25 protein-coding genes and 2 pseudogenes are annotated in these 25,939 nt (G+C 64.2%); 12 read left to right on the top strand and 15 right to left on the bottom strand.

Annotation, left to right across the window (positions count from 1 at the left end; all coding sequences use genetic code 11):
* Nucleotides 1–103: 103 nt before the first annotated feature.
* The gene (locus tag EDD25_RS02355; RefSeq protein ID WP_134171869.1) at nucleotides 104–1,117 is read right to left on the bottom strand and encodes a DUF368 domain-containing protein; all 1,014 of its coding nucleotides are present in this window, start codon (nucleotides 1,115–1,117) and stop codon (nucleotides 104–106) included.
* Between the two features lie 159 nt (nucleotides 1,118–1,276).
* Here EDD25_RS02355 and EDD25_RS02350 point away from each other — a divergent pair, with 159 nt between their 5' ends.
* Nucleotides 1,277–1,456, top strand: a complete 180-nt coding sequence (locus EDD25_RS02350; RefSeq protein ID WP_134171868.1) for a hypothetical protein — start codon at nucleotides 1,277–1,279, stop codon at nucleotides 1,454–1,456.
* On the opposite strand, the gene EDD25_RS02345 is transcribed toward EDD25_RS02350, so the two are convergent.
* Both EDD25_RS02345 and EDD25_RS18120 read right to left on the bottom strand, forming a co-directional pair.
* Nucleotides 1,443–3,089: a cation:proton antiporter gene (locus EDD25_RS02345; protein ID WP_134171867.1), complete on the bottom strand. Its 1,647-nt coding sequence runs from the start codon at nucleotides 3,087–3,089 to the stop codon at nucleotides 1,443–1,445. The two genes, EDD25_RS02350 and EDD25_RS02345, sit on opposite strands and share 14 nt — an antisense overlap.
* Complete coding sequence (locus tag EDD25_RS18120; protein WP_277871697.1) at nucleotides 3,089–3,211, bottom strand: hypothetical protein; 123 nt, start codon at nucleotides 3,209–3,211, stop codon at nucleotides 3,089–3,091. The genes EDD25_RS02345 and EDD25_RS18120 overlap by 1 nt, the downstream gene beginning before the upstream one ends.
* Nucleotides 3,212–3,374: 163 nt before the next feature.
* Between EDD25_RS18120 and EDD25_RS17370 the strand changes: the two genes are divergently transcribed.
* Entirely contained in the window at nucleotides 3,375–3,545 is a 171-nt protein-coding gene (locus EDD25_RS17370; RefSeq protein WP_166671172.1) for a hypothetical protein, read from the top strand.
* 90 nt (nucleotides 3,546–3,635) lie between these two features.
* On the opposite strand, the gene EDD25_RS02340 is transcribed toward EDD25_RS17370, so the two are convergent.
* From EDD25_RS02340 to EDD25_RS02305, 7 genes are all read right to left on the bottom strand, one after another.
* A complete protein-coding gene (locus tag EDD25_RS02340; RefSeq protein WP_134171866.1) occupies nucleotides 3,636–4,436 on the bottom strand; it encodes an urease accessory protein UreD in 801 nt (266 codons plus the stop codon).
* Nucleotides 4,437–5,186 (bottom strand): urease accessory protein UreG, encoded by a 750-nt coding sequence (gene ureG / locus EDD25_RS02335; RefSeq protein ID WP_134171865.1) that lies wholly within the window; start codon nucleotides 5,184–5,186, stop codon nucleotides 4,437–4,439.
* Nucleotides 5,179–5,853, bottom strand: coding sequence for an urease accessory protein UreF (locus EDD25_RS02330; RefSeq protein ID WP_241986540.1), 675 nt, complete (start codon nucleotides 5,851–5,853; stop codon nucleotides 5,179–5,181). The genes ureG and EDD25_RS02330 overlap by 8 nt, the downstream gene beginning before the upstream one ends.
* Nucleotides 5,854–5,897: 44 nt before the next feature.
* The gene (locus tag EDD25_RS02325) at nucleotides 5,898–7,601 is read right to left on the bottom strand and encodes an urease subunit alpha (protein ID WP_134171864.1); all 1,704 of its coding nucleotides are present in this window, start codon (nucleotides 7,599–7,601) and stop codon (nucleotides 5,898–5,900) included.
* Nucleotides 7,594–7,938: an urease subunit beta gene (ureB, locus tag EDD25_RS02320; protein WP_134171863.1), complete on the bottom strand. Its 345-nt coding sequence runs from the start codon at nucleotides 7,936–7,938 to the stop codon at nucleotides 7,594–7,596. The genes EDD25_RS02325 and ureB overlap by 8 nt, the downstream gene beginning before the upstream one ends.
* Nucleotides 7,939–7,986: 48 nt before the next feature.
* Nucleotides 7,987–8,289 (bottom strand): urease subunit gamma, encoded by a 303-nt coding sequence (locus EDD25_RS02315; RefSeq protein ID WP_134171862.1) that lies wholly within the window; start codon nucleotides 8,287–8,289, stop codon nucleotides 7,987–7,989.
* Between the two features lie 573 nt (nucleotides 8,290–8,862).
* Nucleotides 8,863–9,861 (bottom strand): isopenicillin N synthase family dioxygenase, encoded by a 999-nt coding sequence (locus EDD25_RS02305; RefSeq protein ID WP_134171861.1) that lies wholly within the window; start codon nucleotides 9,859–9,861, stop codon nucleotides 8,863–8,865.
* A gap of 150 nt (nucleotides 9,862–10,011) precedes the next feature.
* On the opposite strand from EDD25_RS02305, the gene EDD25_RS02300 reads away from it, so the two are divergent.
* From EDD25_RS02300 to EDD25_RS02285, 4 genes are all read left to right on the top strand, one after another.
* Nucleotides 10,012–11,043, top strand: coding sequence for an aldo/keto reductase (locus EDD25_RS02300; RefSeq protein ID WP_134171860.1), 1,032 nt, complete (start codon nucleotides 10,012–10,014; stop codon nucleotides 11,041–11,043).
* Nucleotides 11,044–11,149: 106 nt separating this feature from the next.
* Nucleotides 11,150–12,163: an adenosine deaminase gene (locus EDD25_RS02295; RefSeq protein WP_134171859.1), complete on the top strand. Its 1,014-nt coding sequence runs from the start codon at nucleotides 11,150–11,152 to the stop codon at nucleotides 12,161–12,163.
* 786 nt (nucleotides 12,164–12,949) lie between these two features.
* The gene (locus EDD25_RS02290; RefSeq protein WP_134171858.1) at nucleotides 12,950–13,768 is read left to right on the top strand and encodes a TIGR03084 family metal-binding protein; all 819 of its coding nucleotides are present in this window, start codon (nucleotides 12,950–12,952) and stop codon (nucleotides 13,766–13,768) included.
* A 4-nt stretch (nucleotides 13,769–13,772) separates the two neighbouring features.
* Nucleotides 13,773–14,384, top strand: a complete 612-nt coding sequence (locus EDD25_RS02285) for a TetR/AcrR family transcriptional regulator (RefSeq protein WP_134171857.1) — start codon at nucleotides 13,773–13,775, stop codon at nucleotides 14,382–14,384.
* Between the two features lie 95 nt (nucleotides 14,385–14,479).
* Here EDD25_RS02285 and EDD25_RS02280 read toward each other — a convergent pair whose 3' ends face one another.
* A complete protein-coding gene (locus EDD25_RS02280; protein WP_134171856.1) occupies nucleotides 14,480–15,631 on the bottom strand; it encodes an acyl-CoA dehydrogenase family protein in 1,152 nt (383 codons plus the stop codon).
* 30 nt (nucleotides 15,632–15,661) lie between these two features.
* On the opposite strand from EDD25_RS02280, the gene EDD25_RS02275 reads away from it, so the two are divergent.
* Nucleotides 15,662–16,705, top strand: coding sequence for a TIGR03617 family F420-dependent LLM class oxidoreductase (locus tag EDD25_RS02275; RefSeq protein ID WP_134171855.1), 1,044 nt, complete (start codon nucleotides 15,662–15,664; stop codon nucleotides 16,703–16,705).
* Between the two features lie 79 nt (nucleotides 16,706–16,784).
* Here EDD25_RS02275 and EDD25_RS02270 read toward each other — a convergent pair whose 3' ends face one another.
* The 3 genes and pseudogenes from EDD25_RS02270 to EDD25_RS02260 all read right to left on the bottom strand — a co-directional run bounded on the left by EDD25_RS02270 (nucleotide 16,785) and on the right by EDD25_RS02260 (nucleotide 18,151).
* Nucleotides 16,785–17,111, bottom strand: a complete 327-nt coding sequence (locus tag EDD25_RS02270; RefSeq protein ID WP_134171854.1) for an acyl-CoA dehydrogenase family protein — start codon at nucleotides 17,109–17,111, stop codon at nucleotides 16,785–16,787.
* Between the two features lie 15 nt (nucleotides 17,112–17,126).
* A pseudogene (locus tag EDD25_RS18115) lies at nucleotides 17,127–17,276 on the bottom strand (hypothetical protein); the annotation flags it as partial.
* A gap of 203 nt (nucleotides 17,277–17,479) precedes the next feature.
* On the bottom strand, nucleotides 17,480–18,151 hold the full coding sequence (locus tag EDD25_RS02260) for a TetR/AcrR family transcriptional regulator (RefSeq protein ID WP_134171853.1): 672 nt from the start codon (nucleotides 18,149–18,151) through the stop codon (nucleotides 17,480–17,482).
* A gap of 157 nt (nucleotides 18,152–18,308) precedes the next feature.
* Between EDD25_RS02260 and EDD25_RS02255 the strand changes: the two genes are divergently transcribed.
* The 5 genes and pseudogenes from EDD25_RS02255 to EDD25_RS18300 all read left to right on the top strand — a co-directional run bounded on the left by EDD25_RS02255 (nucleotide 18,309) and on the right by EDD25_RS18300 (nucleotide 25,094).
* The gene (locus EDD25_RS02255; RefSeq protein WP_134171852.1) at nucleotides 18,309–18,878 is read left to right on the top strand and encodes a hypothetical protein; all 570 of its coding nucleotides are present in this window, start codon (nucleotides 18,309–18,311) and stop codon (nucleotides 18,876–18,878) included.
* A gap of 64 nt (nucleotides 18,879–18,942) precedes the next feature.
* Entirely contained in the window at nucleotides 18,943–20,793 is a 1,851-nt protein-coding gene (locus tag EDD25_RS02250; RefSeq protein ID WP_134171851.1) for an AMP-dependent synthetase/ligase, read from the top strand.
* Nucleotides 20,794–21,239: 446 nt separating this feature from the next.
* On the top strand, nucleotides 21,240–23,099 hold the full coding sequence (locus EDD25_RS02245; RefSeq protein WP_166671171.1) for a PA domain-containing protein: 1,860 nt from the start codon (nucleotides 21,240–21,242) through the stop codon (nucleotides 23,097–23,099).
* Nucleotides 23,100–23,558: 459 nt separating this feature from the next.
* Nucleotides 23,559–23,753, top strand: a pseudogene (locus EDD25_RS02240) (IS110 family transposase); the annotation flags it as partial.
* Between the two features lie 861 nt (nucleotides 23,754–24,614).
* Nucleotides 24,615–25,094, top strand: coding sequence for a DUF4395 family protein (locus EDD25_RS18300; RefSeq protein WP_134171848.1), 480 nt, complete (start codon nucleotides 24,615–24,617; stop codon nucleotides 25,092–25,094).
* A gap of 333 nt (nucleotides 25,095–25,427) precedes the next feature.
* Here EDD25_RS18300 and EDD25_RS02230 read toward each other — a convergent pair whose 3' ends face one another.
* On the bottom strand, nucleotides 25,428–25,907 hold the full coding sequence (locus EDD25_RS02230) for a DoxX family protein (protein WP_134175045.1): 480 nt from the start codon (nucleotides 25,905–25,907) through the stop codon (nucleotides 25,428–25,430).
* Nucleotides 25,908–25,939 lie beyond the last annotated feature (32 nt).

Raw genomic sequence — 25,939 nt, 5'->3', positions numbered from 1 at the left:
CCCGACCACCTATCGAGAAATCACCGAAAACGGTCGGAACTCCCACACCGGCATCCGAGAAACTCCCATCAACGAGTGTCACCAATGTCCTGACTCAGTACAGCTAGCGCCTCGAGCGCCCCTCGGCGGAGCGATCGGCATCCGGCACCTCGTCTACGACGGCGTGCTCGGCGAGCACCCTGCGCCGCACGAGTACGCCCTCGACCACGACGAGTGCCGTTACGAGAGCCGCGCCCGCGATGAAGAGGGCAATGGCGAGCCCCACGTCGCCGCTCGGCGCTAGAAGCCCATTCTGGGCGCCCTGCCACGGCCAGAGCGCGCGCAGTGACCCGAGCAGGAGACCGGTCATGACTACGAGCGTCACCCGGTGGTGATGGGCGAAAAGCCACTGCAGCCCCGACACGAACACGCCGAGCCCGAGCACCGCACCCACGACGAAGGCGCCGAGGTAGGTGAGGTCCCGATCGTTGACGGCCTCGAGCGTCGGCGCGTACATGCCCAAGGTCAGCAGCAGGAACGAGCCGGAGACGCCCGGCAGAACGAGCGCGCAGACGGCGAACCCGGCGGAAACGGCGACGAGGATCAGGGGAGGGTCGATCTCTCCGGCGGGAGGGAGCCCGATCAGCGCAAAGGTGACCGCGGCGGCGAGCAGGGCGAGTGCGATATCGCGGGGCCGCCAGCGGGATCCGACCATGCGGATCGGCACGATGAGCGAGGCGACGATCAATCCGGCGAAGACCGCCCGTGTTCCGACCGGGAAGTCGTCGAGCAGCGGCGCGAGGAGCCGCGCACCGATCAGGATCGCCCCCACCATGCCCAACCCGATCGGGATCATCACGGTCCAGCGCACCGAGCGGAAGTGCGCCATGGCGCGAGCGGCGCCGCGCGCGCGAACGGCATCCGCGACGAGCAGGGCGACTCCGCGGGCGAGATGCCCGGCGCCATCGATGAGGTGGCCGTAGACGCCGACGATGAGCGCGATGGTTCCACCGCTCACACCCGGGACGATCTCGGCGGCGCCGATGAGGGCGCCGCGTGCGACGTCGACGACCGCGCGCAGCGCCGCCGGGGCGCGCCCGCCGCGACGGCCGGTCGTGACGGGTGTGGTCGCTGACATGGTCGAACCTTTCGTAGAGGGGTAAGGAGCGCACGCTGATCGTCGTAGGCCGCTGGCAAGTTTGCCCGAGCGCCGCCCGGGCGGTAACCCCGATCCCAGTTTGCCATGCCTCGCCCGATCGGGTCGAGAAGTCGCCCAGTCCTGTCTTGGCTGCAGCCGTTGCTGTCCAGCCGCTACCGGCGGGGATTCGCCGAGCTGCTGAGCCAGCCGCTCAACTTCAGCTCGTTCGGCGTCAACGCGCTCGTGCAGGCCGCGTACATCGCGGTCTTCGGTGCGCTCGCCTACAGCCCGGTTCGCCACGAAGGGCCTCCTGTCCTGACGGGCTTCACAGCGCTTTGAGCGCGGCGATGGCGTCGTCGGCAGCGTCATCGAACGGCTGGAGAACGAGATTGATGACGTTCTCGTCGATCTCCCTGCCGAACTCGCGTGCTTCCGCGTCGGTGTGTGCCGTCACCGCGACGGGGGCGGTCGCGCCATGATGACGGAGAGATGTGGCGAGACCCTTGTTGACCTCGACGTTTGGGATGGTGCTGACGATCCACTTTGCGGACCGTAGTGGCAGGGTTCCGGGGAACTCGCCGTTGCTCGCGTCCCCATAGGCCAGCGACACGCGATCCGCCAGTGTCGCGTCCTCCAGTCGGATCGTGGCGTAGGGGTCCCAGTCGACTACCAGCACCGAGTAGCCCGCCCTTGCGAATTCCTCGATCAGGCGGCTCCCGAACCGTCCGTGGCCGAAGACGATCACGTCGTAATGCTTCGCCTCGGGGAGCGCAGCGTCGATCGTGCGGCGCCGCTCGAAGATGCCGAGGACCGGATCGAGCACGGCGAACAGCTGTTCCGAGTACAGGATCATGTAGGTGGACGCGGCGATCGTGATCATCCCGACGAGTGTCACGAGCCCGACGGTGTCGTTGTCGACGTGGCCGAGGTCGCGGCCGAGGGCAACGAGAATCAGAGAGAACTCGCTGATTTGCGCGACGGCCAGACCGGCCAGGAATGAGACGCGTTTCGGATACCCCATGACACCCATGATCACGAGAACGATGAGTGGGTTGCCGATGAGGACGAACGCGGAGAAAAGGATGGCTTCTGGTATCTGGTTGCCGATCGAGGAGAAGTCGAGTTGCGTGCCGAGCTCGATGAAGAAGAACAGGAGCAGGAAATCCCGCAGGCCCGACAGAGAAGAGGCGATCGACTCCCGGAAGGGAGTCGACGCGAGCGCGAAGCCAGCGAGGAACGCGCCCACCTCCACCGAGAAACCCAAATAATCCGTGAGAGCAGCCACTGCGACGGCCCAGGCAACGCAACACACGATGAGCAGCTCCTGCGAGCTCGCAACGAGCTTGAGGAGGCCGGGGAGTACCCAGCGCATCGCGACAGCGAGACCACCGATGACCCCGGCTGCCGCGATCAGCACGCCCCCGATCTGTTCCCAGAGGGAGCCGTCGCGCTCGCCGCCGAAGCTGGAGAGGGCGATCATGACCAAGATCACGACGATGTCCTGCACGATCAGAAACCCTAGGGCGATCCTGCCGTGGAGTTCGTCGAGTTCCCCCTTGTCCGACAACAACTTCACGATGATGATCGTCGACGAGAAGGTCAGTGCCACAGCCACGTAGACGGCCACGACCACTGGCATTCCGAAGAGAAGCGCAATACCGAAGCCGACGAGCGAGGTGAACAGAACCTGGCCGAGTCCGGTGATCAGTGCGACCGGACCGATCGACTTGACCAGACGGATGTCGAGCTTGAGCCCCACGAGGAAGAGCAGGATTGCGATGCCGATCTCTGCCAGCAACTCGAGGGAGTCGCCCTCTCGAACCCAGCCCAGGAGGGACGGTCCGACGATGACTCCCACCACGATGAAAGCCACGATGAGCGGTTGCCGCGCTCGGTGCGCCAAGAACGCCACGATGGCCGCGATGGCGAGGACAGCCGCCATGGTGGCGAATGAGTCCAGCTCGGCTGCCATTATTCGTGGAGGTATCGGACGAGGCGCGCCAGCGCGTCGGGCCGCTCGACGACGACCAGCCGGTCCGCGACCTGGTATCCTCGCTCGACATCCTCTTCGAGATCTGGGTCGAGTGCGGTCACGGTCTTCTCCTATGTCGCGGTCTCGGTGCACTCTCAACTTAGGTCAGCCGGATGGTGAGCGCCAGACGGGGGCACCAATCCGGACGCGAAGCTTTGCCGCTCTGATCCGGAGTGGGGCCGCTCCGGCATCGCCCACCAACAGCTCCTCAACGAGCTCTCCGACGTGGACCTGCTCATCATCGTTGGCTTCCTCACCGTCGGCATCGACAGCGACGCCGCCAGCGACCTGTTCGCGGTCCTCGTGAAGCATTCCCGCACCATCAACCTCGGCAGTGTCGACATGTGCAAGCTCCGCGACGATCAAGCCCCCGCCGACAAGAACCACTGGGAATAAACCAAAACCGGTCGTGCTGGCGGCGGGCCACAACATCTCGCCGCCAGTACCACCGACTGCGGCTACTCGCCACCAGCACGTTAACGTCACTCAGTCGAGCATCGGATGCCGTTCCCACGAACTCAGCGCCAATGCTCGCCAAGTGTCCCAGACTGCGGGCAACGGCGAGCGATGCGCCTCGACCTGCAGCGACCGGGCCAAGCTACCCACACCCTCTAACTGCAGTACCTCGCCATCAGAGGTTTGTGCCACGTCACCGGCAGTCAGGCCAGTCGGATGAGTGCCCTCGGAACGGAGTCCAGCGAGCAGGATCGTATCAAGAATTCGGTTGTTACCGAGAATACCCGGGGAATGGTCGACCCCGCGCACGGGAAGCCACTCGAGAAAGAGCGGTTCAGCGTTGACGCTGACGTGCGTCCTCAGGTCGACAAATCCACCCTGCTCCGCTGACCGGCCAAATACGATCGTTTCCCGCAGGCAGACCGCGGATGACGCGGCAACGAGGTCGATCCGAGTGTGTCGGGTGACATGGGAACCGTCGGCGACGATAAAAGGCAGTCCGTGCCAGAGGAGTAGGGCATGTGCTTCGACCCGAATGGTGACCGTCCAGGTCGACGGTTCGCCATCTGCGTCGTAAGCAACAGTTCCGCCGACGTCTTCAAGCTCGAGCACACAACCGGCGCCGACGACCACGTCGATGTGCACATGGTCGTCACCGAGGAGTAGTGCGCCCGCGGCGATGAGCGCGACTCGTGCAAAGTTGGGGCCGATGTCGACGGTGCGGGGAACGAGTGCGCCTGTTGTGAGGTGTAGGCGGGCGCGCAGGGGCGCAGCGACGAGGTGAATCGATGTTGCCGCCGGGGTCGCCCCACTCGGTGCCGAACCCGTCACCTAGTGCGAATGGGAGTCAAGGTGAGTGTGCTCCCCGGATCCGTCGTGGGAATGCGGCGTTCCGCCGTTGTCGCTCGCGTGAAAATGCGGTGCCATTGGCCCCGGGTCCTGCGGGCTGTGTATGCCTGCCCGATGCTGCGCGAGCAGGCCGCGCACCCACGTACTTAACTCGTCAATGGATGCAGCGTCGGTGCGGGAGAGTGCGAGCACTTGGCGCCCCTCACGGGCGAACTCGGCGTCGCTCACCATGAGCGCAACGTCTACTCCGACGTAGGGTGCGAGGTCGGTTTTGTTCACGACGAGCAGGTCGGCCCGGGCTATGCCCGGGCCGCCCTTGCGAGCCACATCACCTCCGCCTGCAACATCGAGGACGAAGATCTGCGCGTCGACCAAGGCGGGCGAAAATGTCGCGGTGAGGTTGTCTCCGCCGGATTCGATCAGTACGACGTCGAGCGGCGCGAAGTCGCGCTCGAGGTCCTCCACGGCGAGAAGGTTAACGGTGATGTCGTCCCGAATGGCCGTGTGGGGGCACGCACCCGTCTCGACCGCTCGAATGCGCTCGGGCTCGAGCACACCCGCGGAGCGCAGAAAGCGGGCATCCTCATCGGTGTAAATGTCATTAGTGATCACGCCGAGGCGCAGTTCGGGCGCGAGCGCACGGCAGACTATTGCAATCAAGGAGCTCTTCCCGGTTCCAACGGGGCCGGCCACTCCAACTCTGAGTGCTCGGTTCGAGGTGTCTTTAGGCACGGAATAACCTTTTCGTTGATCGAGAGTGGGCCTCAACCCAGCCCTCGGATTCGGGAGCGCCCAGTGCCGGGATGGCGTCGGGAATGGTGAGTGCGGAGATCGTGTCTACGAATTCTTCCACAGCAGCGCAGGCATCAAGAACCCAGCCAGGCGGCACGATGGGGTCGAGCGGCTCTAGCTTGAGCATTGCGGCCGCAACGGTCTGTGCGTCGTCGTAGGCGACGAGTCTGACGAGGGCGGGTGCGTCGAGGTGGGCGGCAGCGGCAATCACGCCGACAACCACCGGGCGGGAAAACGGCACATCTGCACCCGCACAGGCTTCGATCGCCGCATTTGCCGGCCACAATCGCAAGGCAAGCCGGAGGTAGCCGCGTGCGAGTGACCGCGAGACGTCTCGCACGGCTGCACTGGGTGTGCGCGCCGCCCACGCCCGGTCGACGTGAGCGAGATCATCCGTTTCACCACCTAGAGATACGTGCCGGGCAACGACTGCGGTGCCCGCCTCCACGAGGGTGACGCTCCGTGCCCGGCCCAAAATGTAGGCGGGCACCAGCGAGGGGTCCATCCCCGAGGCCAGTGCTGGCTCGAGCCCGGCCGAGTGCACATGCCCACCGACCGGTAAGCGCGCATCCGCGAGCATCATCGCGATCGTCGTCGCTGATAGCACCGGAGAACTCGACGGCACATTTGGAGGGGATACGACGGTCACGATCAGAACATCATGTACAGCTGAGCGAGGGGCAGGCGGTCCGCGGGAGCGGGCACGACGTGATCGCCGTCGATGGATATGGCAAAGGTGTCCGGCCGAATGTCGATCCGCGGCAACACATCGTTGTTCCGCATCTGGGCTTTTCCCACCTCACGAGTACTCGTGACGGCGGCTAGCCGTCGGCGAAGGCCAAGACGCGACTCCACACCATCATCGATGGCAACGGGTGACACAAATGACACGGACATATCGGCGCCAATCGCGTCGGTGAACGCGGGGCGCATCATGACCGGCTGCGGAGTGGGGATGGAAGCGTTCGGGTCGCCGAGGGCGGCCCATACTATTCCGCCGCCCTTGATGATGAGCGCGGGTCGGATGCCGAAGAATTTCGGTTCCCACAACACGAGGTCGGCAAGTTTGCCTGCCTCAATTGAGCCCACCTCGCCGTCGAGCCCGTGTGCCACGGCGGGATTGATCGTGTACTTCGCCACATAGCGACGGACGCGCTCGTTGTCCGCGGGAAGGTTCTCCCCGAGGGAACCGCGTCTCGCTTTCATGGCGTGGGCAACCTGCCACGTGCGCGTGACCACCTCGCCGATACGCCCCATTGCCTGAGCATCAGAGGACACGATCGACAACGCCCCCATATCGTGCAGAATGTCCTCCGCCGCAATTGTGGTGGCACGAATGCGTGACTCGGCGAAGGCGAGATCCTCCGGCACTGCAGGGTTGAGGTGGTGGCAGACCATGAGCATGTCGAGGTGCTCGGCGACCGTATTCACGGTGTGCGGCAGGGTCGGGTTGGTCGACCCGGGAATGATGTGCGGGAGCGAAGCGATGCGGAGGATGTCCGGGGCATGGCCGCCGCCGGCACCCTCCACGTGGAAGGCGTGGATGGATCGGCCGGCAATCGCACCGATTGTGGACTCAACGAATCCCGACTCGTTGAGCGAGTCGGAATGCAGGGCGACCTGCAACCCGAACTCGTCGGCGGCACGCAGGGCGGCGTCGATCGCGGCCGGAGTGGAACCCCAGTCCTCATGCACCTTGTATCCACCCGCGCCGGCGAGAGCCTGCTCGCGAAACCCGGCTGCGGAGACGGTGTTTCCCTTGCCCAGCAGCAAAAAGTTCATGGGGAAGGCGTCGAGCGAACGGTGCATCGTCTCGAGGTGCCAGGCTCCGGGCGTGACCGTGGTGGCTTTGGACCCTTCGGAGGGCCCGGTGCCACCGCCCACGATAGTGGTGATGCCGGTGGCAAGCGCCTCGTGGATTTGCGAAGGTGACAGCAGGTGCACGTGCGAATCGATCGCGCCCGCCGTGAGAATCTTTCCCTCACCCGAGATGACGTCGGTTGAGGGACCAATCGCCAGACGCGGGTGCACCCCGTCGGCAATGTCAGAGTTGCCCGCACGCCCCAGCGCCACAATTCGCCCGGCGCGGATACCGACATCGGCTCGGATGATTCCCCACCAATCGAGCACGATCGCGTTCGTGATCACGGTATCAAGGGCGCCATCGGCGCGGCTGACCGATCCCTGTGCCATGGACTCTCGGATGGATTTACCACCACCAAAGACCGCCTCTTCTCCACCGACAGTGAGGTCCTTCTCGATCTCGATCCAGAGGTCGGTATCGCCGAGGCGAATCTGATCTCCCGCCGTAGGTCCATAGATGGCGGCGTAGCGTGCGCGGCTGATCTCAACCATCGAGTCGCTCGTTTCCAGCGTTGCGCAGCTGCAGGCCCGGAACACGTCGGGCACCCAGCAGGGCGACCGCGTCGAGCTCTCGGGAGGCACCCGGCTCGAACCGTTGAGACGTTCCTGATGGAATGTCGAGGCGAAACCCCCGCGCCGCCTCCCGGTCGAAGATCAAGTTGGCATTGGCATCGGGAAGGTGCAGGTGCGATCCGATCTGCACCGGGCGGTCGCCGGTATTCAGAAAAATGAGCCGAATGCGTTGCGTATCGTCACGATCTGCATTGAGGATGATGGTGCCTGGGGCCACGCGAATCGCGCCCGGCCCGGTGGAGGAGTGGCCTGGCATATCAACGCCGTCCTAACTGAGTGTGGTGCATCTGGTCTGGTCGATTATTCAGGAGATAGGGTCGTGAATGGTCACGAGCTTGCGACCGTCCGCAAAGGTCGCCTCAACCTGCACGTCGGAGAGCATCTCGGCGACGCCGTCCATGACCTGGTCACGGGCAAGGACGGTGCGTCCCTCGATCATGAGATCGGCAACGGCTCTGCCGTCACGTGCTCGCTCGATCACCCAAGTGCTGAGCAGGGCCACGGTCTCGGGGTAGTTCAGCTTCACGCCACGCTCAAGGCGGTCACGAGCAACCATGCCTGCTACTGCGAGCAGCAGCTTTTCGTTATCGGCCGGGGTGAGATGCATCTGGCTCCTTGCGCATTCGGTCGACATTGCTGCTGGCGGCGCTGTTTTGAGGTCTCTTCTACGATAGCGCTCGTCCGTGCGGATGGCTGCGTCGGCTGATGAGACCGATTCGCGGGCACAGCAATGTGCAGGGCGACCGCACCATGGGTATCTGGGAACAAAGGCCGCCAGCGTTACTGCGCCGTGTCAACCCAGCCGGTGGGGGACGTCGACGTGGCGCAGATTTGACGGGCCACCGGGACGGCTGATTCCACTGCTTTCGCGTTTTTCTCGCCCGTCGCCGCCGCGAGGTCAAGTAGCAGATTGCGATCAACCTGAAGGTCGAGAATCAGCAAGGCGTGGGTGAGCCGGCGACTCCAGTCACGCAATTCGGGTTCGCGGCTGCAGATGACCGCCGTTTTTTATGCACCCTTGATATCCCGATACGACAACCTGTTCCGCAGCGTCATCGAAACGCTCTACGACAAACGGCAGCTCAAGGCCGGCACACCGAAACAGCCTTCATGAGTGAGGGGTCAGAGTGGGCTGCTGCGTGGTTGCCCGTCGTGCGCGGCAGCCGTCGTCGACGTGCCCTTACAGCAGGTCGGCGTGGTGGGCGGCGGCCACGTTGGGGTGGGCGCGCAGCCGGTACCGGAGGGCATTGTCACCGTAGGTGGTTTCCAGAATCGGACTGTTGGTCGGGTCCGCGGAGAGTCCGCGGGCGTCGCGGGACAGGTTCTCGTCGAGCTGCAGCCGCGGCATCACGGTGTCGAGTGCCGGGTTGAAGAAGAACGGCACCGAGATGCGGTCGGATCCGTCTTGGGGGGAGAATACCCGGTGGAGGGTGGCCTTGAGGTAGCCATCCGTTGCCAGTTCGAGCATTTCGCCGATGTTCACGACGAAGGCGCCGTCGACCGGGGGAGCATCGATCCACTCGCCCTCATGCTCGACCTGCAGGCCGTCTTTGCCTGGTTCGACGAGCAGCAATGTGAGTACGCCGCCGTCGCGGTGCTCGCCCACGCCTTGGGAACGCTCGGGCTGCCCGGGGTAGCGCACGATCTTGGTGAGCAGAAACGGGTTCTCGGCAAAGGCGTCGTCGAAGACGTTCTCGGGGCTGCCGAGGGCGAGGGCCCAGGCGCGCAACAGGCGCAGCGCCACGCGGCTCAGTTCGTCATTCCAGCGCACGGCGACGGCTTCAAGTTCGGGGAGGGACTCGGGCCAGAGGTTGGGGCCCTCGAGGCGCCAGTAGTCGGGGGTGCCCTCGGCGAGGGGAACGGGTTCGCGGTCTACGCCAATGTCGATCTGTTCGCGCCAGTCCACCGCATTGGCGGTGAGCTCCCCGCCGACGCGGGTGTAACCGCGAAACTGGGGGCTGTGGATGTTCTCCAACTTCAGTTTTTGCTCGGCCGGCAGATCGAAGAACTCGCGCGAGACGTCGAGGAGGCTTTTCGTGAGCTGGGGGTCGACGCCGTGGCCGGTTAGGTAGAAGAAACCGACCTCGTGTGTGACGCGCAGCAGTTCGGCTCGAAACGCCGCGGCTTCGGCCTCGCCGGCGTCGAGTTGGGAGAAATCGAGGATCGGAAGTGAAAGCATGATTCAAGTTTGCCACTGCGCTGCGAGGCAAGCGAATTGTGACAACGCTGAGCCCCGGATGGGGTGGGGAATGGGCCCGGCGAGGCTGCGGCATCCGCTGCCTCGGGCAGACTAGGGAAGCACGCCCATTCACCGACGAACAGGACGCACATGCGCTATTGCACTCTCGGAAACAGCGGAGCGGTCGTCTCGACTTACGCTCTGGGCACGATGACCTTCGGCGCGGAGGCCGACGCTGCCACCTCGCACGCACTGCTGAACACCTTTGTGGCTGCCGGCGGCACCCTCGTCGACACCGCGGATGTCTACAGCGCCGGCGTCTCAGAACAGATCATCGGTACCTGGCTCGCGGAGCACCCCGTGGAACGCGAGCAGATCGTGCTCGCCACCAAGGGCCGGTTTCCCATGGGCAGGGGACCCAACGACCTGGGCACCAGCCGCCGCCACCTGATGCGCGCCCTCGATGGCTCCCTACGCCGCCTCGGCACCGAAAACATCGACCTTTACCAGCTGCACGCCTGGGACCCGGTCACACCGCTCGATGAAACCCTGCGCTTTCTCGACGATGCCATCCGCGCGGGTAAAATCGGCTACTGGGGCGTCTCCAACTTCACCGGATGGCAGCTGACCAAGGCCGCGCACCGGGCAGCGGCGCTCGGCTTCGCCCCGCCGGTCAGCCTCCAGCCACAATACAGCCTGCTGGTGCGCGAAATCGAGAGCGAAATCGTGCCCGCCGCCCTCGACGCCGGCGTCGGACTGTTGCCCTGGTCGCCCCTCGGCGGCGGCTGGCTCACCGGTAAATACCACCGCGACGTGGATCCAACCGGCGCCACCCGCCTCGGCGAAGACCCGCAGCGTGGCATGGAAGCGTGGCTGCCGCGCAATGAACTCGACCGCACCTGGGTGATCGTCGACACCGTTGCCGCGGTGGCCGCAGAGATCGGTGCGACGAGCGGGCAGGTCTCGCTGGCCTGGCTCGAAGCGCAACCGGGCGTCACAGCGGTGATCCTGGGGGCGCGCACGGTGGCTCAACTGAGCGAGAACCTGGTCGCGGCATCCGTGGTGCTGAGCCCGATGCAGCGTGAGCGGTTGAGCGCGGTCAGCGCCCCGGTCGTTTCGGACTACCCCTACGGCGCCGCGGCGCTCGAACAGCGCAGCCGCCGGTTGATCGGCGGCCGCTGACCGGGCCGTTGCTGTGCGTGGATACAGCCCCCGCGCATCCAGCGCGGTCGCGTAGGGTCGAGGGGCCGTTGCCACAACGGATGCCCGCCACCGGAAGGCCCTTCACATGCTGACTCCCGCCCAGATCCACGACCTGCCCAAGGTCGAACTGCACCTGCATATAGAAGGAACGCTCGAGCCGGAGCTGATTATGCAGCTTGCCGAGCGCAACGGCATCCGCGTGCCCTGGGCCGATATTGAGGAGCTGCGCCGGCAGTACGAATTCACCGACCTGCAGTCGTTCTTGAACCTGTACTACGCCAACATGGCGGTGCTGCAGACCGAGGCCGACTTCGCCGACCTGACCCGCGCCTACCTGCGGCGCGCGCAGGCGGCCGGCGTGCGGCACGCCGAGATCTTCATGGACCCGCAGGCCCACACCGTGCGCGGGGTGGACCTCGCCACCTGCGTGAACGGGGTGGCGTCGGCGCTGGCCGAGAGCGAAGCCGAATTCGGGGTGTCGTCAGCCCTGATCGTGACCTTTTTGCGCGACCGTGAGGCCGCCGAGGCCCTCACGATGATGCACGACCTCATCGAGATGCGGGCGCCGATCGTGGGCATCGGGCTGGACTCGGCCGAGGTCGGGCATCCGCCGATCGACTTCGTCGAGGTCTTCGCGCTGGCCCGCGAGCACGGCCTGCAGTGTGTGGCGCACGCCGGGGAGGAGGGCCCGCCGGAGTATGTGTGGCAGGCGCTCGAGCTGTTGCAGGTGTCGCGTATCGACCACGGCATCCGCAGCCTCGAAGATGAGGTGCTCGTGGACCACCTGGTCACGCACCAGATCCCGCTCACCGTGTGCCCGTTCTCGAATGTGCGGCTGCGCGTGATCGATACGCTCGCCGACCACCCGCTGCCGGCCATGCTGGCCCGTGGACTGGCCGTCACCGTGAACTCCGATGACCCGGCGTACTTCGGCGGTTACCTCGACGACAACTTCATGGCCCTCACCGACACGTTCAATTTCGGTGCCGTGGAACTCGCAACCCTCGCCCGCAACGCGGTGCAGGCATCCTTCCTGACAGCGGATGCCCAGGCCCCCCTGCTCGTGGAGATCGACGAGTGGGTCGCCATCCAGCTCTAAACCCCAGCTGTGCAGCCGCCGGCGTGCGGCCGTCAGGGTGCCCCGACAAGGGCAACGTCATCGAGAACAACGTTCGTCGCCGGTTTGGCCGGCTCGGCCCTCACCGCGACACTGCGGCTAACGCTCGGGGTGGAGGTCCTTGCTCCACACGACCCCGCCGTTCGCGTTGCGCAGACTGACAGAGAATACGTCTTTGTCACCAATATCCACGTGGCCGAAGTTACTGGTTCTCGCCGCTGCGAGGTGACTCGTTGGCGTAGCTGCCGGCCTTGGAGAACGACCGGGTGCAGCGAAGGCGAGGCTGGTAGCGGCGATAGCGACGGTAAACATAGCGACGGTAAACATAGCGACGGTAAACATGGAGCGGCGGCTAAAATCAGGCACGTTTCGACCATTGCCGCACTGCGTAAACGCACAGTGATCCCGGCATGAACTCTGAGGCACGGCAGCGCGGCAATAGTTGGGATCCAGACTCGACTACCGGAACTGCGGCACGTGCCGACGAGCAGAATACGCCACTTCCCATACGCCGACCCTGCCCTCAGTTGCTTCTCGAACTGGTCTCTCATCGAGGCGGGCCGACCGACGTGACAGGGATCGACGGATCGCATGCGCGGCCTGCGAGATGTCAGTGTGGCGCTGCTGCTTGTGAATTAAAATTCACAACGCATAGAATTCATTCAACGGCGACCAGCGCACGATCGAGAGTTACGCAGGTCACTGACGTGGAGCAGCATCGCGACCAACGGTGAGGAATGCCGCGCGCAACAACCAGGGAGAACGCAGATGCCGATCGATGAAACCGCCTTCCGCGCCCTCCTTGCCGATGTTGCGGCGGAAGCCGCCGACCTGAACGATCTGCTCGGCCCGCTGACCCACGCACAGTGGCGCACTCCCACGCCCGCCGAGGGCTGGAACATCCACGACCAGGTCGTTCACCTCGCCTACTTCGACGACATCGCCGCCCTGGGCTTCACCGATCCCGCGGCGCTCACTCGGCGGGTCGCCGATCTCCTCGCCACGGGAGACGACTGGGTCGACCAAATCAATGTGGAGAGAGCCGACTTGGAGCCCGAGCGGACGCTCGCCTGGTTCACCACGAGTCGCCGTTGCGTCGTGGAGACGCTCGCCGCCGCCGGGCCTGCGAGTCGCACCCCGTGGTTCGGGCCTCCGATGAGCGCCGCGTCATCGGCGACGGCTCGACTGATGGAGACCTGGGCTCACGGTCAGGACATCCGCGACGCGCTCGGCGTGAAGACCGTTGCGACCGACCGGGTGCGGCATATCTGCCATCTGGGTGTGCTCACCCGCGGGTTCTCGTTCCAGGTGCGCGGCGTGGAGGCGCCGACCACGGACATCCGCGTGGAACTCACCGCGCCCGGCGGCGACACGTGGGTATGGGGGCCAGCGGATGCCGAGCAGCGCGTTGTCGGCACCGCCCTCGACTTCTCCCTGCTCGTTACGCAGAGGCGCCACCTCGCTGACACCGCCCTCACGGGTACGCCGGGGGCCGCCCAGGAGTGGCTGGCCGTGGCCCAGGCTTTCGCGGGCAACGCGGGAACGGGGCGCCGTGCCGGGCAGTTCGACCGGTCGACGGGAGAATAGTGACATGACCATCACCCAGCCCAAGTCCGCGCGCGGCCACAACCGCCGCGAACTGATCCTGCGGTCAGCTGCCGAGCTCATGGCGGAGCGGGGGTATCCGGCGGTCAGCATGACCCAGATCGGCGCGGCCGCCGGCATCGTGGGTTCCGGGGTGTACCGCCACTTCGAGTCGAAGTCGATGCTATTGAGCGCCCTTCTCGACCGCGTGGTCAAGAACATGCTCGCCGGCACCCGCGCGGTGGTGGCCAGCGGGCTCACTGGCCCTGACCTTCTCGATGAGATGATTCGCGCCCAGACGCAGATCGCCATTGACAACCGCTCGCTCGTGGCGGTGTACCTGCGTGATGCCGGCAATCTGCCGGTCGAGGGCCTGCGCACCCTGCGTCGACAGCAGCGTCAGCTCGTGGAGGAGTGGATCTTTCAGGGCGAATCGGTTGCGCCGTACGCGGGGGAGATGCAATTGCGTACCGTCGTGCACGCCGTTTTCGCGCTGATCAACTCCGTGTGTACCTACGACAATCCCCTTCCCTCGGCCCGACTGGTCGAGTCGATTTCCACGATGGCGCGGGCCACCCTCCATGCCGGCCTTGGGCTTGAGACTGCCAGCACGAACTAGAGCTCAATGACGCGAAACAACTGGGCAAGGGACCGCTTGTCGCAACGACGTCGCAGATGGCGGCGGTCTTCATGACGGCCCCCGGCTACGCCCACTCAGTACGAACGGGGCAGACCGAGGCTGTGCTGGGCAATGTAGTTGAGGATCATCTCACGGCTCACGGGAGCGATCTTCAGCAGACGTGCGAGCCCCCAGTAGGGCAGCAGACCGTACTCGCTCGTGAGTCCGTTGCCGCCGTGGGTCTGGATAGCCGCGTCGATGGCGGAGACGGCGGCCTCGGCTGCCGCGTACTTCGCCGTGTTCGACGCTTCACCCGCGGGCAGGCCGTTGTCGTGAAGCCACGCCGCCTTGCGCATCATGAGTGCAGCGAGTTCGGTCTCCATGCTGGCTTGGGCGAGTGGATGCGACAGGCCCTGGTGTGTGCCGATCGGAACGCCCCACACCTCGCGTTCGCTCGCGTAGCGCGCCGCCTGCGCAAGGGCGTACCGGGCGATGCCGATGCAGAGGGCTGCACCCGTGATGCGTTCCGGGTTGAGCCCGTGGAAGACCTGCTGGAAGCCGTTGTTCTCGACCCCGACGAGGGAGTCTGCTCCGAGCCGCACGTCGTCGAAGAACAGCGTGAACTGCTTCTCGGGCAGCATCACGTCCATGTTGATCGGGGTGCGTTCGAGCCCGGGGGCGTCCGTGGGCACGATGAAGAGCGACATGAGGGCGCCGCCCTTCTCGTTGCGGCCCGTGCGGGCGACCACGAGCAGCGCGTCGGCCTCGTCCACGCCGGAGATGTAGTACTTGGAGCCGGTGAGGACCCAGTCGTCACCGTCTTTCGTGGCGGTAGTGGTGATGCGGTGGGTGTTGCTGCCCGCATCGGGCTCGGTGATGGCGAAGACCACCTTTGACGTGCCGTCGGCGAGACCGGGAAGCCAGGTGGACTTCTGCTCGACGGTTCCGAATTCGGAAATCACCTCGGCAGAGATCGCCGCCGACACGAGCATGAGCAGCAGCGGCACACCCTGAGCAGCCGACTCCTCGCAAACCAGCGCGAGGTCGAGCATCCCGCCTCCGCCTCCGCCGTACTCCTCGTCGATGTTGACGCCCACGAATCCGGCTGCGCCGAGGGCGAGCCAGACTTCCTGGCAGGGTTCCCGGTTCTTCGCGTGCTCGGCGTAATATCGGCCGCCGAACGGCGAGACGATAGACGCAACGGCGGACCGAAGAGCGGCATGCTCGGATGATTCAGAAAAGTCCACGATGACCTCAATTGTGATTTGATATTAACTATGGGCACTCTACCGCTGACACCGACATTCGCGCTCGACTTCGGCAGTGACGTACGAAGTTCACCCCTCGAGACCGAGCGCATGGCGATAACGGCCGAGGCCGCCGGGTACGACGGCGTGCTCGTGACCGAAATCACCCACGACCCGTTCATCGGGCTCGCGCTCGCCGCACGGGCGACCGAGCGAGTGCGGCTGATGAGCGGCATTGCCGTCGCGTTCGCGCGCAACCCCATGTCGATGGCCACTCTCGGCAACGATATTCACCTCGTGTCAGAGGGCAGGTTCGTACTCGGACTCGGCTCGCAGGTGCGGCCGCACATCGAACGCCGGTTCTCGATGCCGTGGTCGCAGCCGGCCAAGCGAATGAACGAGTACATTCTGGCGGTGCGCGCCATCTGGGAGAGCTGGAGCACCGGCGGCCGGCTCGACTTTCGTGGGGAGTTCTACCAGCACACGCTCATGACGCCGTTCTTCGACCCCGGCCCGAACCCGCACGGTAATGCGCCGATCTGGCTCGCTGCGGTGGGCGAGCGAATGACCGAGGTCGCGGGGTCAGCGGCCGACGGCCTCATCTCCCACAGCTTCACCACCCGGGACTACCTCGAGCAGGTCAGCTTGCCGGCGCTTCGTCGCGGTCGGGCGAGCGCCGGGCGCGAGGCGGGTGTGCTGCAGGTGAGCGTTCCGGCGCTCGTGGCCATCGGTACCGATCAGTCGAGCCTGGATGCCGCTGCGCTCGCAACGCGCAAGCAGATCGCGTTCTACGGCTCGACCGAGGCCTACCGGCCCGTTCTCGCGCTGCATGGCTGGGAGCAGCTCGCCGATGGGCTGCACGCCGCCTCCCGTCGCGGGGAGTGGGACGCCATGGCGCAGATGATCGACGATGACGTGCTTCACGCGTTCGCCGTCACGGGCAGCCCGGCCGAGGTGGCGGCCGGGCTGCGCGAACGTTTCTCGGGAATCGCGACCCGCCTCACGCTCAACGCGCCGTATGAGATCGACCCGCTCGCACTCGACGCCGTTCTCGCGGAGCTGGCTCCCCGCTAAAGGAAAAAGGTTCCGGGACAACGCGCTCGCCGAAGTGTTGCACCTGGGCGAAGCCGAACGCAGCGACCTGTTCTCCCTGCTATCGGCATCGACCGGTGTTCTGAATGTGCATGTTTCCTTCATCGGGTGCCCTGCAGTTGAGAATTGACGCTCCAATGGGCCAATAGCCGCACTCCTGAAAGATCGGGGACCAATACTCGAGGGGCAGGCCCTGGCCGCCGTATTCACGGGGCACCTGGGGGGCGAACACGCCCGCCGCTTTGGCCGCGGCCTGCAGCTGATCGCGGGTCACGTCGCTGAGGCGCTCGCCGGAACGGGGTTCGGCCGGTATCACGACGTCGCGGATAAAAGCGCGCGTGCGCATCCGCAGTTCTTCATACTCTGCGGCGAGGGTGTGGTGCGGCATATGATCTGTCCTTTCCCCGCCGTAGTGAGCTGAGACGGCGGGTAGTCGATGAAGCGGATGAGAGGGGGCGAGGGTGCGAGTGAGATGCGAGATGGCGGCCTTGCTGATTCCGTAGAACCCGATTCCTGGGCTGGGGGTCTGCCCGCTCACCGAGGATAGGTTGATGACGGAGCCCCACCGCCACGGGCAAAATCAAGGCCATCGTGGCGGTAGGCGTCCAGTGGTATCGCCGCGACGGCGCGCTGAGTCCGCAGGAACTCGCGCACCGCTACGTGGCGATCGCGCAAGCCGCGCTCGGGCAATCGAGCCGGTAAGAATACGACCCGATCACGGCGCAGGCGGAGTTCAGTTCTCCGTGCGGGTCTGTCTCAGCGTTTGAGGGCGAGGAGCCGGGTGGTCCACAACGACATCACGGGCAGCAGGCTGAGCAGTTCGGGTGCGGCCGATTGGTCGAGGGCATCAGAGACCAGATCGCGTACGGCGTAGACGCCCCCAATGTGATCGCTGAGCGGGGCGGGCGGAGTGTCACTGATCGCGGCTTGTGCGTCGCGGATGAGGGTGGCGAGGCGGGTGGTGCCATCACGTCGGCATTTCCGAGCAGCGGCACCGAGAGATTCGAATTCGACGTGGAACGCGCGGGCCGCGACGAGGTCGAGCTGCAGGGTGCTGAGGTAGGCCTCGAGGAAGCTGTTCACGGTCGCTGTCGCGGTGGAGGAGGGGGCCATGACCGCAGTGAGGCGGCTGAGGAGTACCTCGATGAAGCGCTCGTACGCAGCGAACACGCAGGCGTCCTTGTCGTCGAAGGCTGCGTAGAACGCGGCCCGGGAGACGCGGGCGCGGGCTGTGATCTCTCGCACGCCGACGCCCTGGTAGCCATCGGATGCGAGCAACTCGGTCGCGGCAATCATCAGACGTTCCCGGTGGATGACCAGTACCTCTTCGCGGCTCAGTTCGTGACGGCCGCGGCTGAGCACGGGCGGCATCGTGAAAAAGATGCCGTCGGTAATGTTTACCGGCGTCTCATCGATACGCTCGCTCATACGGCTATGTTATTTGACCTGCTTCGATTAAAGCAACTAATGTTTCTTTAAACGAGAGGGGTCTCAGTCGATGGAGAGTAAGACCGAATCGCAACGCGACGGGGCGCGTCGTCGCCTGACGCTTGCAGGGCGCATTGCACTGGCCGATGGCGGGGGCGTGACTGCACAGCTCATAGCCGACGTCTGCGAACAGGCCGGCATTCACCCGCAATCGTTTCGGCTGCTGTATGCCACGGACGACGCATTTCTCGATGCTGTGCAGGAGCGTTTGGCGCTGGAGTGCGCGGAGCGGCTTCGTTCGAGTTTCGGTGAGATCGCTGGACTCGACGACGCGCAGATGTTGCAGGCTGCCGCGGTCGCTCTCGCCCGGTCCCGTCCGATTGATCGTGGGGCGGTGACGATTCGGGCCGAGCGTCGGCTGCGGGCATTGCGTTCCCCCAACGAAGCGAAGGCGCTTCTGGCTGCCGAGAACCGCCAACTCCACGCCCTCAGCGCTGTTGTGGCCGAGCTGATCGGTCAGCTGCACCGCGATGCGTCGTGGCCAGCCGCGCTGGCGGCCCGCATCATCATCGAGACCTATGAGCGCTCGTTCGAGGCGTGGGTGTTTGGCAGCGGTGATGAACGTGACTTCCACACCTCGTCGTATGTGACACGCACCCTTCCCACGTTGCTTGGCCGGATGACGGCTCCGATTGTGAGAACCTCCCCGGTCGCGGCAGCGGCCTGAGCCTGCCTTTTTCCCCAAACACCCTGGCCCAGATAGGGCCGCCATGTCGAACAAAGGAGTTCAGATGCACCAGATCGACCATCCCGCCCGCACGACCGTGACCCCCACCGCCAACGCAAGCGATCTGTTGATGGAGCGCGTCGCCGCAACGCCAGAACTGGTGCTCTTCTCCCGTGTTGTGGAGTCCGGGAGGTTGGATATCACGGCAGCGGAGTTTCTGGCGCAAGTGAAGAGTCTCGCGAAGGGATTCATTGCGGCCGGCCTTCAGCCGGGGCAGCGCATCGGACTGATCGCCGGTACCCGCTACGAGTGGAGCCTGATTGATTTTGCGGCCTGGTTCGCCGGGGTCGTCCTCGTCCCGATCTACGAAACGTCGTCGCCGTTCCAGATCCGCTGGAACCTGGGTGACTCTGGGGCCGTTGCTGTGATCGTTGAGGACGCCGCGCTGCGCGCTCGAGTGGGGGAGGTGTTGCCGGAGCTGCCGGAGGTCGAACGGGTCTGGACGATCGATGACGGTGACCTCGACGTGCTCACCACCCAAGGGACCACGATCGGCGACGTCGAGCTTGAACGTCGACGCAGCCTCGCGAACGAAGATGACATCGCCACGATCATCTATACTTCGGGCACGACAGGCACCCCCAAGGGCTGCGTGCTGACCCACGGCAACTTCGTCGAGTTGAGTCGCAACACGGCCAACGAACTCCCCGAGGTATTCGCGTCCGGAGCATCCACGCTGCTCTTCCTCCCGATGGCGCACGTTTTTGCGCGCTTCATCGCTGTCGTGAGCGTGTATGGCGGGGTGAGGATCGCCCACGAGGGAGACACGAAGAAGCTGATCGAGAGACTCGGGGAATTCAAACCGACATTCCTCTTCGCCGTCCCACGCGTGTTCGAAAAGATCTACAACTCCAGCGAGCAACGCGCCGAAGCAGGCGGGCGCGGAAAACTGTTCCGACAGGCGGTGGAAACGGCGATCGCCCGCTCGAAGGCCCTTGACCAGGGCCACGTCCCGCTCGGACTCCGTGTGCGCTTCGCAGTGCTCGACCGACTGGTGCTATCCAAGCTGCGGACCGCGCTTGGCGGGAGAGTGCAGTTCGCAGTGTCCGGAGGCGGTCCTCTCGGGGAGCGACTCGGGCATTTCTACCGAAGTCTTGGCGTCAGCATCCTCGAGGGGTACGGGCTGACGGAGACGACCGCCCCGGCCACCGTATGTCGGCCGGGTTCGGTCAAGATCGGCACGGTCGGACCACCCCTGCCCGGTGTGTCCGTGCGCATCGCTGACGATGGCGAAGTCGAGATCGCAGGTGTGAACGTGTTCAAAGAGTACTGGCGCAATCCCGACGCCACCGCTGCCGTATTCGATGACGGCTGGCTCCGAACCGGAGATCTCGGCACACTCGACGAGAAGGGCAACCTGGCCATCACCGGCCGCAAGAAGGAGATCATCGTCACCGCCGGCGGCAAGAACGTGGCACCAACAGCTCTCGAAGTCCCCATCACGAGTAACCCGATCGTCGGGCAGGCGGTGGTCGTCGGCGACCGCCGCCCGTTCATCACAGCGCTCGTCACGCTCGACGCCGAGATGCTGCCGGCTTGGCTTCGTAACAACGGACTGGACCCGGCAATGGGGCGCGACGTGGCCGCAGCACACCCCGCAGTACGAGCCGAGGTGCAGCGGGCGATCGATCACGGCAACTCGTTCGTCTCACGAGCGGAGTCGATTCGCAGCTTCGTCATCCTTTCAACCGAATTCACCGAAGCGAGTGGGCATCTCACGCCGAAACTCTCAACGAAACGCTCGGTCATTCTTGACGACTTCGCGAGCGAGATCGAGCTCCTCTATGCGGGCACCCCGGGCCACATCGACGCCGCGCCCCACCGCGAGTCGAAGTTGTCGCAGACCTTCACGTGATCGCGATCGGCCTGAATCGACCGCTTGAGGCCCGACGCGATTGATCCGCGACCGCACACGCCTTGACCCGCTGCGGATAGCTCGGACAGTGGGCCCTCTTGAAATGAGGGTTCACTGAGAGTAGAAATCGACATGACCGCACCACCCGTTGTTGAGGCCTGTCGAAAAGAGGGCCGAACGATACAGGTCGGCTCCACGCGCACGCCTTATAGTCGCGGTCAACTTCGACTCGCGGTGGGGCTCGGGGCCGAGGGCCGGGCAGGGGAGGGGAGGGTGAGGCGTCTGCGATGCCCGGTTCCAGGCCGGCAGCAACCACTGGCGCATCGGTGTCAGCCTCGACGACGGTCAGACCAATTGCGAGCGCTCCGTATCACATCCGCCTCCACTCTGGTTTACTTGCTCCACCGACAACAGCCGGGATACTTCATCGAACGAGGAGATCACTGTTGATTAAGCCGTTTTACGCTCGCACAGCTCTTGTTTTGGTCAGCGCGCTGATGATCGCCGCTGCAGCCCCCGCCGCCGGCAGCGTTTCGCGCCTGGCCGACGACGGCGCTATCAACTCCGGCAAGGAGACACACGCGCATGACGACGCGCAGCACGGCGTCAGCGAGGGCCACCTTCCACCGACGAATAACAACGTCACGAAGATCGGCAACATCGACCTGTTCGCAGGGGCGGAGGAACCGGGGCGCATCGCGGATGTGGCGGTCATGGGCAATTACGCGTACCTCACCGCCTTCTACGCACCGGAGTGCGATCGCGGCGGTGTCTACATCGTGGACATCTCCGATCCCACATCTCCGAAGCAGGTCTCCAAGATCTCCAGCCACGTTGGAACATTCAGCGGCGAAGGATCCCAGGTCATCAGCCTGAACACGCCATCGTTCACGGGCGACCTTCTGATCTACCAGAATGAGATTTGCCCCGGCTCGAAAGTCGGAGTGGGGGGTATCACCCTCATCGACGTGACGAATCCTCTGAAGCCGAAGAAACTCGTCGAGGGCTTCGGGGACTTCAGCGTGAAGGGGAAGAGCCAAACTCACTCGAACGAGACTCACTCTGCGTTCGCCTGGCAGGACGGTTCCCAGGCATACGCGGTTCTCGTGGATAACGAGGAAGCCGAAGACATCGACATCATCGACATCACCAATCCGAGCCGGCCGAAGCTCATCTCAGAGACAAGTCTTGCCGACCAGACGAAGCAGCCGAACGGCGCCGTTCACGGGGACGCCGCATTCCTGCACGACATGGTGGTGAAGGAGATAGACGGTATCCAGACGATGCTCGTGTCCTACTGGGACGGTGGCTACGCCAAGCTGAATGTCGAGAATCCGGCGAGTCCCCAGTTCATCGCGGACACCGATTTCGCGGCCGTCGACCCGGTGCGCTTCGAAGTGACGAACGGTGCGCAGGTGATATCCCCGGAGGGCAACGGCCATCAGGCCGAGTTCACTCGCGACAACCAATTCTTCATTGCTACCGACGAGGACTTCGACCCCTACCGTGTGACAGCGACGATGGGCGATGGCACCGCATTCACGGCGGTGCAGGGCTCGGATGTCCCGCAAATCAACGTGAATACGACGCTTGCGGGCGATACTCGCGGAGTGGGACTCGCCTGTGATGCCGCGACGATCCTGCCAGCCGACGCCTCCCACACGGTGGCGGTCATCGAACGCGGAGTCTGCGACTTCGCGGTGAAGGTGCAGAACGTGGAGGCTAAGGGATACCTCGGCGCGATCGTCTTCAACCGCACGGGCGATGGCGGCTGCGAGGCTCTGGTGTCGATGCTCGTAACGGCAGGGATCCCGGCTGTCTTCGTCTCGCGCACGGATGGCTTCCGGATCCTCGGCGGTCTCCCGGCCGGATACAGCTGTGATGCCTCCGGCGCCGGAACTGCGGCTCCGCCCGTCGGCACCGACGGGCAGACGGTGGATCTCAAGGCGGTATTCGACGGATGGGGTTATGTCCATCTCTATGATGCGAACACCATGGCAGAGGTGGACCAGTACTACCTGCCGGAAGGTCAGGATCCCGCGTTCGCCGCAGGCTTCGGCGACCTTTCGGTCCACGAGGTCGCCACGGACCCCGACGAAGACCTCGCGTACGTCTCGTATTACGCGGGCGGGTTCCGTGTGCTCAGCTACGGTCCGACCGGGCTCAAGGAGGTCGGTAGCTACATCGACGAGGGCGGTAACAACTTCTGGGGCGTACAGGTGTATACGCATCCCAACGGCCAGAAGTACGTGCTCGCCTCGGACCGCGACAGTGGGCTGTACATCTTGCAGTACACCGGTCCGTGATCGGACGGGGGCCGGGCATGTTTCCGGCCCCCGCCCTTTCGGCTCTGACGCACCCGCAATGGGGGTGGTGATCACCACGAGCTAGCTGGGATTCATGGACGAGGGAACCCGGTCATGCCCCGTTACCTTGTTCGTATCCCCGGATGGTGTGATCATCGGGGGACGTTAACCCGTCGGGTCCGGCATGATTATTGCCCCCAGTCGTTGACGATCCGGGGGGTGTTGTCACCGGACTTGATTGGTATCAGGTGATCGCTGATAGGAGCCGGACCGTTGTCCAGGCCATTCGTAACGTGGATGTCGAGACTCGATACCGCGGCTCAGACCAACGAAAACGGTTCAGAGGTGGGAGCAGTCATGATCGAGAACTAATGACGCTGTGGACGTGTTGATCGGTGTCGACGTCGGGAAGGGAGAGCGCCACGCGGCCGCCTACAAGCGGGCCGGGAAGTGCCCTTCGACACGGCATTTATCGCCCACGCGACCCGCGCGCTGTCGCACGCGGTGCGGTCGATCCAACTCGTCGACGAAAACGTCGTGGAACTCTCGATGCTGTGCGGGTTCGACGACGATGTCCTCGGGCGAAATGTCGCGACCAGCAACCGCATCCGCGGGTTCCTCACGCAGATCCACCCTGCCCTGGAGCGGGTTCTGGCTCAATGTGGCCATTGGCGGCAACTGGCCGGGGCGTCCCGGCGGGCTGACACAGTCTGGTGTTCCAATGCTCGTTGACTACGTTTCGGTATATAAGAGCATTTAGGCTCTTTCCCACGAGGCGGGCGGCCTGTTTATACGGGCCGCTCGCCTTCCAGCTTTCCGCAGGCAGGATCACTCTTAGAAGACTTGCCGCAGTGATGCAGATCGTCGGGCAGGTGCCGCTGACATCCACGACTGCTAAAGAGCCCCTGTCACTGTTAGGGGCAACACGGCCGGGGGCATCGAACAGTGGAAGGAAATTCGCTCCTGAGGATTCTCAGGAGCGATTTCTGGAATAACGGGCGATTTCGGTGAATTCTCGCGTCCAGCCGCGGATTTCCTCGGCGGCTTCGTCTCTGTCTCGTTAAAACGCCAGGGGCGAGTGACGCAACGTGTTCGAAATGACTGTTGATACAAAATAACGCGAAGCCGAGTCGGTGTCTTCAGGCATATCGAAGACCTCCTCGACCTCGATGGCAGACCTCCTCGGCACGATCGGGCGCGAACGACCCGTGATCGCTGAGATCCGTCTGTATGGTGAGATGGAAACGCTGGTTGTGAGTTTCCGTTCTCCTCGGGCGCGGGGGAGATGTTGCCAGGATCGGGGAACTTGGCGGGTTTCGCACCTGGTTACATAGGTGCCTTTATCGGGCACAGACCTGAGCCGAGGCGGACCCGTCACTTTGGGTGGCTAGTCAACCAGACCGGGGCAGCACCGATGAATAGATTTTCCTGCTCCAGGAAATTCACCACACGCAGGCAGCCCCGAGATCCACGTCGGACCCACCGAGTTTTCCAACCACAATTAGGAAACCAAAAATGCTCAATGAATTCACAAAGAACAATCTAGATAAGCAAGGATTTGGAATTCTTGATGAGGACGCCAAGTCTTGCTATGCGGGGCCCCTGCGATTCGCGCCGGGAGTGGGCACCGTCCTGATCATTGTCGGATTGACTTTGCAGTCGCCCACTTTTCTTGGATTTGGGGCAATCGTTCCACTCAGCGGAGCATTGTTCCCCCGCGGAATGATTCTTGACCTGGTTTACAATTTGGGCATTCGACACCTCTTTCATCGGCCAGCGCTTCCGCCCACGCCGACACCACGACGGTTTTCGTACCTACTCTCAACCGTGCTGCTGGTGGGCTCCGCCATATCGTTCTATTACGGGTTCTCAGCGTTGGGATTCACGCTGGGAGGAGCGGTCGCTCTCGGGGGCATAATGCTCACCACCACCCATTGGTGTCTCGGGTCGTGGATCTACAGATTGTTTTTCCGACATTCCGCGGCGAGGTCGTAGCTACAGGAGCATCAACGCGGCACGGTATCGTCGCCATGACCCAAGGGGATGTCTTGACAGAGAAGAAGGAAGTTTCATTTCGTCGTATATCTCGCTCGGTGTCGTGCTCGGTGTCGCGCTGATCGGCATCGCCATTCTTTTGGCAAACCGCGGTGGAGAGCTATCGTCGTTCTCCATGAGGATGCGCTGCCGTTCGGCTCTGGGCGGGCCCGGCAGGAGCACGCGCTTTTGTGGTTCCACGCACGCTGGTACCTGATAACACTGGTAATTCTGGAGTTCGACGCCGTCATCGTCGCAGCGTTCCCGTTCGGGCCCGTGAGCCCACCCATCGGTTTAGCCGTTCGGGGCGGGTGGCGCGGTGGATGACTGGGTGCGCGTGCCGGCGCGGTGCTCGCGCCAGGCCAGCCAGGCTCCAGACGACCACAGAGCCCAGAGCACCAGGACTGGCTGGAACAGCAGCCGGATGGAGCGGTCGAGGTCGGTGTTCAAGCCGAACGAGTCAGTCTGGGTGACGAGCTGGGAAATGTTGCCGGGGAAGATGGCGACGAAGAACGCTGCCACGATCCAGCCGACCTGCACCCGATAGCGGCCCAGAGCGAGCAGCGAAACGCCCAGGACGATCTCCACGATGCCGGATGCCACGACCACGAGGTCGCCATCGACCGGCAGCCAGGTGGGCACCTGGGCAAGGAACGCCTCGCGATTGAAGGTGAGGTGGCTGATACCGGCGAGCAGCAGGAAAGCGCCAAGCACCACGCGGAACACAGTGCGCGGAATTGTGGTGCGTTTCTTCTGCGGGGCGAGGAAGGTCATGGCCAGGCTTTCGATGAAGTCGATCTGAGTGG

This window comes from Cryobacterium psychrophilum, assembly GCF_004365915.1.
GTDB lineage: Bacteria > Actinomycetota > Actinomycetes > Actinomycetales > Microbacteriaceae > Cryobacterium > Cryobacterium psychrophilum.
This window is presented reverse-complemented; position numbering and strand designations above follow the sequence as displayed.

Bases quoted from the DNA above. Each gene is read 5' to 3' on its own strand.
- EDD25_RS02285 (WP_134171857.1), top strand. From the start codon at position 13,773: ATGACCATCACCCAGCCCAAGTCCGCGCGCGGCCACAACCGCCGCGAA.
- EDD25_RS02305 (WP_134171861.1), bottom strand. From the start codon at position 9,861: ATGCTTTCACTTCCGATCCTCGATTTCTCCCAACTCGACGCCGGCGAG.
- EDD25_RS02345 (WP_134171867.1), bottom strand. From the start codon at position 3,089: ATGGCAGCCGAGCTGGACTCATTCGCCACCATGGCGGCTGTCCTCGCC.
- EDD25_RS02290 (WP_134171858.1), top strand. From the start codon at position 12,950: ATGCCGATCGATGAAACCGCCTTCCGCGCCCTCCTTGCCGATGTTGCG.
- EDD25_RS02355 (WP_134171869.1), bottom strand. From the start codon at position 1,117: ATGTCAGCGACCACACCCGTCACGACCGGCCGTCGCGGCGGGCGCGCC.
- ureB (WP_134171863.1), bottom strand. From the start codon at position 7,938: ATGCCAGGCCACTCCTCCACCGGGCCGGGCGCGATTCGCGTGGCCCCA.
- EDD25_RS02325 (WP_134171864.1), bottom strand. From the start codon at position 7,601: ATGGTTGAGATCAGCCGCGCACGCTACGCCGCCATCTATGGACCTACG.
- EDD25_RS02295 (WP_134171859.1), top strand. From the start codon at position 11,150: ATGCTGACTCCCGCCCAGATCCACGACCTGCCCAAGGTCGAACTGCAC.
- EDD25_RS18300 (WP_134171848.1), top strand. From the start codon at position 24,615: ATGCTCAATGAATTCACAAAGAACAATCTAGATAAGCAAGGATTTGGA.
- EDD25_RS02270 (WP_134171854.1), bottom strand. From the start codon at position 17,111: ATGCCGCACCACACCCTCGCCGCAGAGTATGAAGAACTGCGGATGCGC.
- EDD25_RS02260 (WP_134171853.1), bottom strand. From the start codon at position 18,151: ATGAGCGAGCGTATCGATGAGACGCCGGTAAACATTACCGACGGCATC.
- EDD25_RS02275 (WP_134171855.1), top strand. From the start codon at position 15,662: ATGGGCACTCTACCGCTGACACCGACATTCGCGCTCGACTTCGGCAGT.
- EDD25_RS02230 (WP_134175045.1), bottom strand. From the start codon at position 25,907: ATGACCTTCCTCGCCCCGCAGAAGAAACGCACCACAATTCCGCGCACT.
- EDD25_RS02300 (WP_134171860.1), top strand. From the start codon at position 10,012: ATGCGCTATTGCACTCTCGGAAACAGCGGAGCGGTCGTCTCGACTTAC.
- EDD25_RS02315 (WP_134171862.1), bottom strand. From the start codon at position 8,289: ATGCATCTCACCCCGGCCGATAACGAAAAGCTGCTGCTCGCAGTAGCA.
- EDD25_RS02250 (WP_134171851.1), top strand. From the start codon at position 18,943: ATGCACCAGATCGACCATCCCGCCCGCACGACCGTGACCCCCACCGCC.